General features: G+C 72.5%; 15 protein-coding genes. 9 read left to right on the forward strand and 6 right to left on the reverse strand.

Going from position 1 to position 12,978, the window contains the following annotated elements; translation table 11 throughout:
* On the forward strand, positions 1–474 hold the full coding sequence (locus tag Phou_RS26350; protein WP_173060221.1) for a hypothetical protein: 474 nt from the start codon (positions 1–3) through the stop codon (positions 472–474).
* On the opposite strand, the gene Phou_RS26355 is transcribed toward Phou_RS26350, so the two are convergent.
* Positions 471–1,106 carry a response regulator transcription factor gene (locus Phou_RS26355; RefSeq protein WP_173060224.1) on the reverse strand — a complete coding sequence of 212 codons (636 nt, stop codon included), beginning with the start codon at positions 1,104–1,106 and terminating at the stop codon, positions 471–473. The two genes, Phou_RS26350 and Phou_RS26355, sit on opposite strands and share 4 nt — an antisense overlap.
* The gene (locus Phou_RS26360) at positions 1,058–2,359 is read right to left on the reverse strand and encodes a sensor histidine kinase (RefSeq protein ID WP_173060227.1); all 1,302 of its coding nucleotides are present in this window, start codon (positions 2,357–2,359) and stop codon (positions 1,058–1,060) included. Before Phou_RS26360 ends, Phou_RS26355 begins: the two co-directional genes overlap by 49 nt.
* Before the next feature lie 111 nt (positions 2,360–2,470).
* Between Phou_RS26360 and Phou_RS26365 the strand changes: the two genes are divergently transcribed.
* Entirely contained in the window at positions 2,471–3,523 is a 1,053-nt protein-coding gene (locus tag Phou_RS26365) for a fatty acid desaturase family protein (RefSeq protein WP_173060230.1), read from the forward strand.
* Between the two features lie 37 nt (positions 3,524–3,560).
* On the opposite strand, the gene Phou_RS26370 is transcribed toward Phou_RS26365, so the two are convergent.
* Together Phou_RS26370 and Phou_RS26375 are read right to left on the reverse strand one after the other, a co-directional pair.
* On the reverse strand, positions 3,561–4,292 hold the full coding sequence (locus Phou_RS26370; protein WP_173060233.1) for a zf-HC2 domain-containing protein: 732 nt from the start codon (positions 4,290–4,292) through the stop codon (positions 3,561–3,563).
* A complete protein-coding gene (locus Phou_RS26375) occupies positions 4,285–4,839 on the reverse strand; it encodes an RNA polymerase sigma factor (RefSeq protein ID WP_218579205.1) in 555 nt (184 codons plus the stop codon). The genes Phou_RS26370 and Phou_RS26375 overlap by 8 nt, the downstream gene beginning before the upstream one ends.
* A 95-nt stretch (positions 4,840–4,934) precedes the next feature.
* On the opposite strand from Phou_RS26375, the gene Phou_RS26380 reads away from it, so the two are divergent.
* The 4 genes from Phou_RS26380 (at position 4,935) to Phou_RS26395 (ending at position 7,466) form a co-directional block, all read left to right on the forward strand.
* Positions 4,935–5,378 (forward strand): hypothetical protein, encoded by a 444-nt coding sequence (locus Phou_RS26380; protein WP_173060236.1) that lies wholly within the window; start codon positions 4,935–4,937, stop codon positions 5,376–5,378.
* Positions 5,378–6,055 carry a cytochrome b/b6 domain-containing protein gene (locus Phou_RS26385; RefSeq protein WP_173060239.1) on the forward strand — a complete coding sequence of 226 codons (678 nt, stop codon included), beginning with the start codon at positions 5,378–5,380 and terminating at the stop codon, positions 6,053–6,055. Before Phou_RS26380 ends, Phou_RS26385 begins: the two co-directional genes overlap by 1 nt.
* Positions 6,056–6,174: 119 nt before the next feature.
* On the forward strand, positions 6,175–7,167 hold the full coding sequence (locus Phou_RS26390) for a response regulator transcription factor (protein WP_173060242.1): 993 nt from the start codon (positions 6,175–6,177) through the stop codon (positions 7,165–7,167).
* Positions 7,128–7,466, forward strand: coding sequence for a helix-turn-helix domain-containing protein (locus tag Phou_RS26395; protein WP_173060245.1), 339 nt, complete (start codon positions 7,128–7,130; stop codon positions 7,464–7,466). Before Phou_RS26390 ends, Phou_RS26395 begins: the two co-directional genes overlap by 40 nt.
* On the opposite strand, the gene Phou_RS26400 is transcribed toward Phou_RS26395, so the two are convergent.
* Complete coding sequence (locus Phou_RS26400) at positions 7,463–8,125, reverse strand: class I SAM-dependent methyltransferase (protein WP_218579206.1); 663 nt, start codon at positions 8,123–8,125, stop codon at positions 7,463–7,465. The two genes, Phou_RS26395 and Phou_RS26400, sit on opposite strands and share 4 nt — an antisense overlap.
* 369 nt (positions 8,126–8,494) lie before the next feature.
* Between Phou_RS26400 and Phou_RS26405 the strand changes: the two genes are divergently transcribed.
* A complete protein-coding gene (locus Phou_RS26405) occupies positions 8,495–9,982 on the forward strand; it encodes an arsenate reductase/protein-tyrosine-phosphatase family protein (protein WP_173060248.1) in 1,488 nt (495 codons plus the stop codon).
* Here Phou_RS26405 and Phou_RS26410 read toward each other — a convergent pair.
* Complete coding sequence (locus Phou_RS26410; RefSeq protein WP_173060251.1) at positions 9,967–10,656, reverse strand: nitroreductase; 690 nt, start codon at positions 10,654–10,656, stop codon at positions 9,967–9,969. The two genes, Phou_RS26405 and Phou_RS26410, sit on opposite strands and share 16 nt — an antisense overlap.
* Positions 10,657–10,724: 68 nt before the next feature.
* On the opposite strand from Phou_RS26410, the gene Phou_RS26415 reads away from it, so the two are divergent.
* On the forward strand, positions 10,725–12,182 hold the full coding sequence (locus Phou_RS26415; protein ID WP_173060254.1) for a type I 3-dehydroquinate dehydratase: 1,458 nt from the start codon (positions 10,725–10,727) through the stop codon (positions 12,180–12,182).
* Positions 12,160–12,975 (forward strand): hypothetical protein, encoded by an 816-nt coding sequence (locus Phou_RS26420; protein WP_173060257.1) that lies wholly within the window; start codon positions 12,160–12,162, stop codon positions 12,973–12,975. The genes Phou_RS26415 and Phou_RS26420 overlap by 23 nt, the downstream gene beginning before the upstream one ends.
* The last annotated feature ends 3 nt before the right edge of the window (positions 12,976–12,978 follow it).

The following is a 12,978-nucleotide window of genomic DNA, read 5'->3' on the forward strand; positions in this document are numbered from 1 at the left end:
GTGCTACCGAACCAGGCGGCAGCGTTCCTGGAAAACGTGATCCGCCAGATGTTCGAGGCCCAGTCGGACCGCAATGGCCCGCGAGAGTTCCAGGGCATCCTGGAGTGGGAGATCACGACCGGCTGGGACGACGGTGACCAGCTGACCCGCCTCGCCGTGATCCCGGCGCTGGCGGAGTGGTCCGACAGCTACGGCGGCAGGGTGCGCCCGAAGGTCTTTGTCGCGGTGGGCAGCGACGCGCAGCCGCACAACCCGCATGGCGTCCGCCCGACGGTTCCTCGTTTTCTCGACCAACCGCCCGGCACCGCCGCGATCCAGCTGGACTCGTTGCCGACCACCCCCACCGGAGTATGGGCGGGTGCTCTCATGACGCGCCTGCGTGGCGAGCAGGCCGAGCAGTTCGCGAACGGGTGGATCGGGTTTACCGTGACCCTGCCCGACGAGCCTCCGTGGGTGGTCGAGCCCGCGCGCTAGGCGTCGAGGTAGGCCAGCACGGCGAGGACGCGGCGGTTGTCGTCGTCTGACGGTGGCATGTCGAGTTTCGTCAGGATGTTGTTGATGTGCTTGCTGACCGCCTTTTCGGTGATGCGGAGCTTTGCGGCGATGGCGGCGTTGGAGCGCCCTTCGGCCATCACACCGAGCACCTCACGCTCCCGGCTGGTGAGCACGGCCAGCGGCTCCCGGCGGACAAGCAGCTGGGAGATGACCTCGGGGTCCATGGCGGTACCGCCGCCGGCGACCCGGCGGACGGCGTCGACGAACTCCTCGACGTCCGAGATGCGGTCCTTGAGCAGGTAGCCCACGCCGCCGTTCGGGGCGCTGAGCAGCTCGTGCGCGTACATGGGCTCGACGTGCTGCGAGAGCATCAGGACCGGGAGGCCGGGCATCTGCGCCCGGGCGGCGATGGCGGCCTGCAGGCCCTCGTCGGTGAACGTCGGCGGCAGCCGGACGTCGATGATCGCCACCTGGGGCCGGTGGGTGATGAGCGCGGGCAGCAGGGCCGGGCCGTTGTCGACGGCCGCGACGACGTCGAAGTCGAATGCCTGCAGAAGCCGGGTCAGTCCGTCGCGGAGGAGGGCGTGATCCTCGGCGATGACAACGCGCACGGCAGCTCCATGGTGATGACGGTGGGTCCACCGGCAGGGCTCGACAGAGCCATCCTGCCATCGAATGCGGCCAGGCGGCGCTCTATGCCTCGCAGCCCGGTGCCGGCGGCCGGGTCGGCGCCGCCCGCGCCGTCGTCGGTGACCATCATGGTCAGCGTCCCTTCGCTGTGCCGCGCGGACACCGATCCGGTGTGCGCGTGGCTGTGCCGGACCATGTTGGTCAGCGCCTCGGCGACGGCGAAATAGGCCGCGGACTCGACGGGTGTGTCCAGCCGTCCCGGCAGGTCGACGTCGACCGTGATGGGTACCGGCAGGCTGAGCGCCAGCGCGCGGACGGCGCCGGCGAGCCCCCGTTCGGCCAGCACCGGGGGGTGGATCCCGCGGACGAGGTGCCGCAGCTCGACCAGCGCCGCGCCGCTGGAGGCGCGCGCTTCGGCCAGCAGCTTGTGCGCCTGTGCCGGGTTGTGGTCGATGAGGGTGTCGGCAAGGCCGATCACCATGCGCAGCGAGACGAGGCGGGCCTGGACGCCGTCGTGCAGGTCCCGCTCGATGCGGCGCAGCTCGGCGGCCTGGGCGTCGACGGTGTCGGCGCGGGTGATGGTGAGCTGGGTGACCCGCAGCCGGAGGCCGGCGGCGGTGGTGGGCGCGAGCAGGAGCCGGGCGAAGAGAGCGTCGACGCGGCGCAGCCACGGCCCGATCCAGAGGCCGATCGCGAGGATGACGGCGCCTTTCGGCACGCAGAGCAGGCCCTCGCTGAACGAGTCGATGGACCACAGCGCGCCGTAGCCGTACCAGCCGGTGCCGAGCCAGATCCACAGCGGCGCCAACGTCAGGCCGGCCAGGCCGTACAGCGGCACGAGCACGGTGACCAGGCCTAGCCCGAAACTGATGATCGCACCGGGCAGGAGCCAGGCCAGGTCGCGCCAGGTGGCCGGGTCCGTCACGATCCACCGGAACCGCTTCCACCCGCCGGCCATCGCCCCTTCCGGCGCCGGATGGTACGGGCGGGTCACCAGGACACCGATGCGTGAGGCGCGCCGGCGCTCGAGGTCGGCGCGCATCCGGACCAGCGTCATCGTCCACGGCGCCAGCGCCAGGCCGAGAAACGGCACTGGTGCCAGCGCCAGCGCGACCACCGACGCGGCCAGCAGCGGCAGGTTGGTGAATGCCAGGCCCATCGCGGCGAGCCCGCCCACTACGGAGCGCACGCCGCGGATTACCCACCGCAGCAGCCGTACCCGGGCCTCAGACATCTGCACAGCTCATATAGTCCCGCCTTGCTGGTCCGATGGTGGTGCTAGCACCACCGGGCCGCAGGCTCTAGCGCTCCTGACTTTTCGGACAGCGGGCGGTTGGATAGAAACATGACGATCACCACGACGCCGCCGCCACGGGCAACGACGGGCAGTGACTTCGCCGCTCTCTCTCGCCGGATCAACGGCGAAGGTTTGATGCGGCGCCGGCCCGCCTACTACAGCGCCCGGCTGAGCGTCGTCGCCCTCATGTTCATCGGGGGATGGACCGCGTTTTTCGTCATCGGCTCCTCTTGGTGGCAGATGGTCACGGCAGTGTTTCTCGCCGTCACCTTCGCCCAGCTCGGGCTCGTGGCGCATGACCTGGCACACCGCCAAGTCTTCCGCACCAAGCGCCCCAGCGAAATCGCCGGGCGGCTCGCCGGAAACCTCGGCATCGGCATGAGCTACGGCTGGTGGATGGACAAGCACACCCGCCACCACAACAACCCCAACCACGACGACCTCGATCCGGACGTCACGCCCGAAGTACTCATCTGGGCCACGGAGTCCGCACTCGGCCGCCGCGGTCTGAAGGGGTTCATAACCCGGCATCAGGCCGCCCTGTTCTTCCCCCTGCTCACCCTGCTCGCCATCGACCTGAAGGTCTCCAGCGTCAAGGCCCTGCGCAACGGCACGGTCAAGCAGCGCCGGCTCGAAGCCGCGCTGCTGATTCTGCACGCCGTCGGCTACCTGTCGGCGCTGCTGATCGTCCTGTCCCCCGTACAGGCGATCGCCTTCCTGCTCGTGCATCAGGCACTGTTCGGCGTCTACCTCGGCATGACGTTCGCGCCCAACCACAAGGGCATGCCGCACCCGACCGGCGACGAGGACTTCCTGCGCAAGCAGGTCGTGACCTCCCGCAACGTCCGCGGTGGCTGGCTGACCGACGCGGCGCTCGGCGGCCTGAACTATCAGATCGAGCACCACCTGTTTCCCGCGATGCCGACCCCGAACCTGCGCAAGGCCCAACCGATCGTGCGTGCGTACTGCGCCGAGGTCGGCGTCCCCTACGAGGAGACCAGCCTCCTGACCTCCTACCGCCAGGCCCTGCGGTTCCTGCACGAGGTGGGCGTACCGGCCCGCGCCGAGCACGCCGCCCGCCGCGCCTCCCGCACCCGCTGAGCGCGTACCGCCGCGCGGCTTCGCGGCCGCGCGGCGGTCACCGGGCCGTGCCGGCGAGGACGGCATCGGGGACCGTGCGGGAGCGGAGCTGGATCTGGCCCACCGCGGACACGGCGACGCCGAGGCGGTAGCCGGACGTGCCGTTGCGGTCGGCCACCTCGCAGGTGCCGGCCGGGTGGGCGGCGCCGCCGCGGTCGATTACGAGCACGTCGTACGCGCCGTCGGCCGGAGCGGCGTACACGGTGACGAGAAGCCAGGACGGGTTGCCCTGGTACAGGAATGCCGTGCCCGCCGGCTGTCCGTCCACTGTGGTCATCCGGATCGCCTTGAGATAGCGGCCGTCCGCCACGTCGAGGGTCTGCCGGTACTGGCGGGCCAGCTCCCGGTCGGCCTCGGTCTGCCACCGCACGGCCTGCGCGCCGGCCCCCGCCGCCACCACGACCGCGACGGCGAACGCGATCGCCAGGCGCGGTCGCGGCCACAGACGCAAGCCCCCGGGCAGGAGACTCCGCCGTCGTCTCCTGCCCGGGGATGACCCGGTGTCCAGCCGGGCCAGTACGCGGCCCTCGAAGCCGGGCGGCGGTTCCACCGGCGGCGCCAGCAGCAGCACCGCGTCGGCGGCGCGGGACAACGCGGCCAACTCCCGCCGGCACGTCGCGCAGCCGCCGACGTGGCCGAGCGCGAGCGCCCGCTCGTCGCCGGCGAGCGCGCCGGTGGCCAGCTCGGGCAGCAGCTCGCGCACCTCGGGGCAGCCGTGCGGCTCACTCATCAAGCACCTCGAAGTGTTCGCGCAGCCGGGCCATCCCGAGCCTGATCCTGGTCTTGGCGGTACCCAGCGGCACCGCTTCGCGTTCGGCGATCTCCTTGGCCGTCAGTCCGTAGAAGATGGCCAGTACGACAGCGGTCGCCTGCTCCCGAGAGAGCACCGCGAGCGCTGACCGGATGCGGTCCGCCTCGGCGACCTCGTCCGCCGCCCATTCGCCACCCGCCGCCGCCTCGGTCCCACTGATCATGGCCAGCAGCACCTCCGGCTGGTACGGCTGGTCCCGCCGCATCCGCACGACGTCGATCGCCGCGTGGCGCGCGATGGCCAGCAGCCAGGGCGCGACGCCGCCGCGCCTCGGGTCGTACCCACCGGCAAACCGCCACGCACGCACAAACGCCTCCTGGGCCACGTCCTCCGCCGTCGCCGGCACGCCGACGATGCTCAACGCGAGGCCGTACACGCGGGGCTGGAAGCGGCGCACGAAGCCGGCAGCGGCCTGCGCGTCACCGGCCGCCATGCCGGCCACGAGCGCCTCGTCACTGACCCCCACGTCAGGTACTACGCGGGGCGGGCCCCGCGGGATCCATCCGGCGGCGATGAATCCGGCGGAGCGGCCCGGCCGGTAGTACCGGTATGGGATCGATAATGATGCACATCAGGAACATCGCCGCGGCGGCCGCGCTCACGCTGGCCGCCGGTGGCCTCGTGGCCTGCGGCGACGACGGGAGCGCCGGCAGCGGCGGGGCCGGTGGGGGCATGACCGTCTCCGTGCTCGAACCGTCGGCCGGCGCGGACGTCCGCGTGCCGTTCACCGTCAAGGTGGACTCCAGCGTGCCGCTCGGCCCGAGCGAGTCGGGCAAGCACCACGTGCACGTCTGGTTCGACGGCGACGAGGACAACTACGTGATCGTCGAGTCGGACACCACGCAGATCAACGCGGCGCCGACGGGCGAGCACGTCATGCACGTCTCGCTGCGCAACGCCAACCACTCGGCCGCCGGCGTCGAGGCCACCACCCGCGTGGTCGTCGCGGAGGGCGAGTCCGTGCCGGGCGGGGAGGAAACCGGCGGCCCCGGATACGGCTACTGATGCGGCGAACCGTCGAGCGGTACAACCGCCGCACCCGGTGGTTTCACGCCGCCACCTACGTGGTCGTGCTGGCCCTGCTGGGCACCGGGTGGTGGCTGCTGTCCGGCCAGGAGGGGCGGCCGAGCCCGGCCGCCCGCATCACCGGCGTGCCCGACACCGACCTGCACTTCTGGGCCGGCTGGGGCCTGACCGGCATCGCGGTCGCCGCGGTCACGCTCGGCGTCCGCGGCGCGCGGACCTTCGCGCGGGAGTCGATACGGTACGACCGCGGCGACGCGACCTGGCTGCGGCGCTGGCCCGGCGCCGCGGTCAGCGGGCGCTTCCCGCGGCACGAAGGACACTTCGACCCGGGGCAGCGGATCGCCAACCTCGTGCTGGTGCTGCTGCTCGCCGCGCTCGTCGGCAGCGGTGTCGGGCTGACCCAGGTGGGCGGCGGTGCCGCGTTCGTATGGCTGCACCGCGTGCACCGTTGGGCGACGTACCTCGTCACGCCGGTGCTGCTCGGCCACATCCTGATCGCGGCGGGTCTGCTGCCCGGCTACCGCGGCGTGGCCCGCTCGATGCACCTGGGCGGACGCCTGCCGGTGGACGTGGCCCGCCGGCTGTGGCCCGGATGGCTGGCGGCGCGGGCGTCGGCCGCGAAGAATGAGAGTTTTTCGGAAAACCGGCAGGGGTGAGGTTTAGCCGGCGGCCGCCGTGGGAAAGCAGCACGGTTGTCGAGCAACATCTACATATTTAGATGGTTGCGTGTGCTCCTCGGTTGGGGGCCCTCATGGGCAGGGGAAGCGGACAGGGTATGAGCCGGATCGCCGTGTGCTCGAGCGACCAGCTGCGGCGTGACGCGCTGGCGGCCTACCTGAGCGGTCTACCCGACTTCAGCGTGGTCGGGCGGGTGGTCGACGGCCACCACCTCATCCCGCTGGTGGACCTGGAGCGCCCACACATCGTCCTGATCGACGGGGAGCGAAGCCCGGGCCAGGCCGGACCCACCCTCCAGCAGGTACACGCCCGGCACCCGTCGGTCCGGCTCGTGCTGGTGTACGAAAAGCTCTCCGCGGAGGACCTCGCCGGCCTGCAGGCGACCGGCGTCGCAGCCGTGGTGCCGTACGCGCACGGCCTCGGCGGGCTGGTCTCGGTGCTGCGCGGGCTCGCCACCGGCCCCGTGCCCAACGGCAACGGGGTGGGGCTCACCGCCCGCCAGCGCGAGATCCTGCTGCTGGTCGCCTCCGGCCACCAGGTCAGCGAGATCGCCGCGATGCTGGACATCAGCCCGGGCACCGTGGAAAACCACAAGCGCCGGGTGTACGCGAAGCTGAGCGCGACAAGCGCCGCGCACGCCGTGGCCCGGGCCGCCTCGCTCGGCATCATCGACAGCACCTCGGCGCCGCAGCCCGCGCCCTCGGCGGAGAAGCGGCGCCCAGAAGGCGAACAGGCGCCGCTCGCCGTCGTGGTCGGCTACGCCAGCCCGGTGCTCGACCGGGTGGTCACCACGCTGATCCGGCACCAGCTCGCGGTCGTGCGCGAGCACTGTCCACAGTCGGCACCGCAGGTCCACTGGGCGCGCTCGCACCGCGGGCCGGTGGTACGCGTGCTGGTCGACCCGACGGCTGAGCACTGGCGGGTCGGCGGCACGCTCGGCTGGTCCGCCGTCATGGTGCACGACGGCCGCGTCGACCGGCACGCCATGGGGAGGCGCTCACCAACGGCGTGCTCGCGCTGGTGCACGCCGACCACGTCGAGTCCCGCCTCATGCCCGCCATGCACCTGGCGGCCGGCGGCTACATGGTGATGGATCCGACCTCGTCCGAGCTGTTTACCGATCCGATGTGGACCTGGCCGGCCGACCTGCCGCCGTTGGCGCCGCAGCTGACCGCGCGCGAGCACGACATCCTCCGGCAGATCGGGCGCAACCAGACCGTGCGGCAGACCGCCCGCGTGCTCGGCATCGCGATGAAGACCGTGGAGAACGCGCAGGGCCACCTGTTCAGCAAGCTTGGCGTGCACAACCGGGCGGCGGCGCTCGCCAAGGCGTACGCGCTGGGCCTGCTGCAGCCCACCGACGCGGTGCCCGATCCGGGCCTGAGCTAGGTGCGTGCGGTCACCACCACCCGGTCCCGCGGTCCGGAAAGGGGGCGGGTGTAGGTGAAGGTGGTGGACGAGACGTCGGCGAAGCCCGCCTCGCGGCACTGCTCGACGAGGTAGCCGGCCGAGAGCCAGTGTGCGGGGATGCCGGGCGCCTGCTGCGCGTCCTGCCCCTGCTGGGTGCCGTCGTTGGAGATGACCAGCACGCCCGGGCCCGGTACCAGCCATCCGTGCAGGTGCTTGAGGACCGGGGCCAGGCTGCCCTCCGGGTCGTAGAGGTGTGCCATCAGCCCGTCGGCGTACACGACGCCCCAGCGGCCCTCCGGCGGCGACCACGAGCGGGCGTCGGCCACCTCGGCGGACAGGCCCTTGCGGCGGGCGATGTCGACCGCGCGCTGCAGGACGTCGACGGCGTGCACGTCGTAGCCGGCGCGGGCCACCTCGGCCTCCACGGTGGCGTTGCCGCAGCCGACGCTGAGCAGGGTCGGCGGGTCCGTCCGGTCCAGTACGCCGCACAGGTGGTCGACCATCCAGGCGCGGTAGGGTGCGCTGTACGTGGACGGGGTGACCGAGTCACCGTTTGCCGCACCGCCCTCCCAGATGTCGAAGAGGCTGAGATCCTCGTCGCAGAGGTAGAACCTCCACAGCTGTTCGACGCTTGTCACGATGGGCCTCCAAACGCGCTGATCGCCGAATTTGGACGGACTTAATGGCCGGGCCAGGTATAGATCGAGTCCACTGCGGCGTGGAAAGCGAATTGATCGGGCCGGCACGAAAAGCCGTTCACCGCAGCCTATGTGTGGTCGCCTTTAGCTGCCAATCCCCCGGGGGACCTCGCATATACGGAACCCCCCGGGGTGGTGGAATTGGCGCTTATCTGTGGCTGCCGGCGGAATTTATCTGCTCCGGAGTTGCGGCTATTTCGGGCCCGTGATAGGCCAGATTAGATGCGACGCGCGTTCGTGTGGACGGTGTTGCTCCGGCGCCCGTTGCAATTGCATCCGCCTATTTATTTTGAGGGAGGAATGGTCGTGGTGACCACCCGCAGAAGCGTCGTCGGCTTCGGCATGCTCGGCTTGGCGATTGGCTACTTCGCCTGGTACACGCCCTACGCTGGGCTGACCAAGGCGCTCTCCAGCGGGTTGTTGCCCGGCATGGACTCGCGGGTGGGCGGCCTGGTGCTGCTGCCGGCCGCCGCGCTCGGCACGCTCGCCGGCTCGCTGATCTTCCTCAGCGTCTCCGGCTGGTGGCGGTACGCCGGGCGGGCAACGGTGGCCGGGCGCCAGACGATCCGGCCCGGGCCGGCCACCGTGACCGCCGGCCTGTTCATGGCACTGATCATCGCGACGACGACGCTCAACTACACGTTCGCCGGCGTCTCGATCCTGTTCATGCTGCTGATGATGCGCGGCGGCGTGCTGGTGCTCTCCCCGATCGTGGACGCCGCCCGCCGCCGCCCGGTCCGCGTGTACTCGTGGGTGGCACTCGGGCTCAGCCTGCTCGCGGTCGTCGCCGCGCTCTCCGATGTGGACAGCTACCACCTCGGCATCGCCGCGGTGGTCAGCCTGGGCATCTACCTGTTCGGCTACATCGGACGGTTCGAGATCATGAGCCGGGTCGCGAAGACCGGTGACCCGGCGATCGACCGCCGGTACCTCGTGGAGGAGCAGCTGTCGGCGGCGCTGTGGCAGGTGGGCCTCTGCGCCGCGCTGGCGCTGATCGGGATCGGGCCGGTGCTCGGCGCGCTGCGCGAGGGGTTCACCTCGTTCCTGCTGACCCCCGCGGTGATCCCGGCGTTCGCGGTCGGCCTGCTGTACGAGGCGCTGTTCATCTTCGGCACGCTCATCTACCTCGACCCGCGCGAGTACACCTGGTGCGTGCCGGCGAACCGCGTCGCCAGCCTGCTGTCCGGGCTGGTCGCCTCGTTCGGCCTCACCTGGCTGACCGGCATCGCGGCGCCCGGCGCGGGCCAGCTCGTCGGCACCGCGTTCATCGTCGGGGCGGTGCTGGCGCTCAGCTATCCGGCACTGCGCCAAGCGGCCGCCCGCCGGTGGGCGTGGGCGCGGCGGCGCCGCGTGCTCTTCGTCTGCGGAGGCAACACCGGCCGGTCGGCGATGGCCGAGTCGATCGCCCGCGCCGACGGGGACGGCACGTGGAGCCCGCGCAGCGCCGGGCTCGCGCCGCGGATCTCCGGAGCCCCGATGGCGGCCGGCGCGACCGCAGCCCTCCGGCAGATCGGGGTACCGCCCCGGCGGCACCGCACCCGGCAGCTCACCCGGCAGATGTGCCGCGACGCCGACGCGGTGTACTGCATGACCCGCGCCCAGCGCACGGCGGTCGAGCAGCTCGCGCCTGAGGCGCGGGGCCGCACGTTCTGCCTCGACCCGGAGCGGGACATCCCCGACCCGTCGGGCACCGCCGACAACGCGGCGTACGTGCGGACGGCCACCGTGCTGCGCGAACAGGTGCGCGCGCGGCTGCGCGAGAACGCGCCCCAGCTCCAGCCTCAGGCGGGTGGCTGATCATGCCAGGTGACGTAGTCGCACAGCGGGGCCCGCTCCGGTACGAAACCGTTGACACCCGCCGCCGGGTCCGGATATCCGGTGGCCAGACCGCAGACGATCAGGCGGCCGGCGAGGCCCAGCGCGTCGCGCAGCACGTCCGGGTAGCCGGCGACGCTGTACTGCGGGCAGCTGCCCAAGCCGCAGGCGACAAGCCCGAGCATTGTGTTCTGCACGAAGAAGCCCATCTCCAGGAACGTGCCGGGCGCGGCGTCGGCGGGCAGGTGGAAGACCAGCGTCGCCGGCGCGCCGTGGAAATCGAGGTTGGCTCGCAGGTGCGCCCGGCGCCCGGCCGGATCGTCGCGGGCGATGCCCATCGCGGCGAGGATGCCGGCGCCGAAGGCCCCGGCCCGTCGCCTCGTCACCTCGTCCACGGTGGACGGCTGGTTGGGATAGTCCGGGTGCGGCGGGACGCCCCGGTCGAACTCGGCACGCAGCCGCCGGCCCAGCGCGTCCCGGCACGCGCCGGTCACCACGGCGACCCGCCACGGCTGCCCGTTGCGGGTGGACGGCGCGTGTCCGGCCGCGGTGAGGACCCGTTCGAGCACCTCACGCGGCACCGGTCGGTCGAGGAAGGCGCGCTTGCAGTGCCGCGCGGTGGCGATCGCGGCGAACCCGGACCAGTTGTCGTCCACAGCCTGGGAAGTCTGCGCGGCCGCGGCTGCCGTGTCGAGACGCCAAATACCCCCGGGGTGGTGCCCTCATGACCGAGATGACCGCGACGCTGACCCGCCGGCGGGATCTGTCCACAGTGCCCGAAGGCGTCACGCGGCTGGAGGTGCGCGCCGACCTGCTGGGCGACCTCGACCCGGCGATGCTGCGCCGGGCGTTCGGCGGCCGGCTGGTGTACACGCTTCGCAGCCGCGCGCACGGCGGCCAGTGCGCCGACCCGCCGGCGGCCCGGCGGATCCGCCTGGCGGCGGCGGCACTCGGGTACGACACGGTGGACCTGGAGGCGGACCACGACCTCGTACCCGACGTGCTGGCCGCGGTGCCCGCCTCACGGCGGCGGATCTCCTGGCACGGGCCGACAATGCCCTTGGCAGCACTGCGCGAGCGGTTCGCCGGCATGGCGGCCGTGCCGGCGGCCGGCTACCTGCTCGCACCGGGGACCCGGTCCTCCGCGGACGCGTTGGTGCCGTTGCGAGTGCTGGCCGAGCTTGGCCGGGACGACGTCACCGCCTACGGCACCGGCCCGTTCGGCGCCTGGAGCCGCCTGCTCGCACCGTGGCTCGGCGCGCCGACCATCGCGGGGCGCCTCGACGAGGACGGCAGCGGCAGCGGCGCGCCCGACGTGGCCCGGCTCTGCGCCGACTACCCGCTCCCGGCCCGGCCGCCGGTGCGGGAGCTGTACGGGCTGATCGGCCCGGTGGCGCTCGGGTCCGGCTTTCCCGGGCTGCACAACCGGGCCTACCGCGAGCACGGCATCCCGGCCCTTTACCTGCCGTTTCACCTGGCCGGGCTCGGCGACTTCCTCACCGGCTTCTGGCCCGCCGTCCCGCAAGGGCTGCGGGAGCTCGGCCTGCCACTGCGCGGACTGACGGTCAGCGGGCCGCTCAAGGAGGTGGCGCTGCACGTCGCGGACGTCGTCAGCCCGGTGAGCCGGGCCGCCGGCGCGGCCAACGCCCTCACCCGGCGCGGCGGTCGCTGGCGGGCGGCGACGACCGACATGTCCGCGGTCGGGGCGGCATTGCGGTCGGCCGGCGTACCGCTCGCCGGACGCGCGGCCGCGGTCGTCGGCTGCGGCGGGGCCGGCCGGGCCGCCGCCGTGGCGCTGTGCGACGCGGGCGCGGCGGTGACGATGGTCAACCGCGGCCGGACCCGCGGCCGGCTCGCCGCCGACCTGCTGAGACTGCCGTTCACGCCGCTGGAGAGCTTCCGCCCGACAGGATCGATGGTCGTCGTGCACGCCACGTCCGTACACACCGGACTGCCGTTTCCGCTGGACGGACTCAGCTCCGGCTCCGCCGTGCTGGACATGGTCTGCCCGCCGGACGGGTTGAGCGCGCTCGTCACGGCCGCGCGCCGGCGAGGGCTGCGCGTGGTCGACGGCCGGCGGGTGCTCGCCGTCGAGGCGGAACACCAGTTTCGGCTCATGACCGGCCGTTCAATGCCCAAGACCCCGGAGATGGTGACACATGACAGCCTCGGCACTCCATGACGGACGGTCCGTCCTGGACCACGCCGCGCTGCTCGGCGTGTGGCGCAACACCGACGCCGGCGCCGGCGGAGTGCGCCGGATGGTCCTCACCGAGCGCGGCGGCGGGCTGCGCCTGCGGCTGCTCGGCGCGGGGCGGCACAAACCCTACGACTGGGGCGAGATCGAGGCGCGGGCGTACACGACCGCGCCGGGCTCGCCGTCCGCCTGGGCGTTCACGGCCGTGCACGACACCGGGCTGCGCGGCCTGCGGCTGTGCGCGTACTCCCGGGGTGGGCTGCTGGTGGTCACCACCTACCAGGCGTTCAGCGGCCCGGGCTGGCCGTCGCCGTACTGGACCCGGGAGTTCTTCCACCGCGACGACTCGGCGGCCCCCGCGCCGGACGGCGAGCCGGCCGGCCAGTACGGCACGGCGCTGCCCACCTCGGCGCCGCTCGGGCCGTGGCAGCTCGACCCGACCGCCCTGGTGGGCATGTGGCACAACGTCGACCCGGCCGCCACCCGCCTGGCCCGGGTCCTGCTCCGCGAGCGGGACGGCTACCTCGCGGTGCGTCCCCACGGCGTCTGGGCACCACGCCGCCACGACTGGCACGAGACCGTCGGCAGCGCGTACGCCGGCGACGTGCGCGACACCGCCGCCGTGGCGTTCACCGCCTTCTTCGAGCTCGCCGCCGGGCGGGTGGACATGGTCGGGTACCTCGACCGCCGGCTGCTCACCATCGAGACCGCCAGCACCCTCACCGACGGCGGCGGCCGCTATCCCTTCTATGTCCGCGAACACTTCTACCCGAGCTGAGGG

The organism is Phytohabitans houttuyneae, assembly GCF_011764425.1.
Taxonomy (GTDB): Bacteria; Actinomycetota; Actinomycetes; order Mycobacteriales; family Micromonosporaceae; genus Phytohabitans; species Phytohabitans houttuyneae.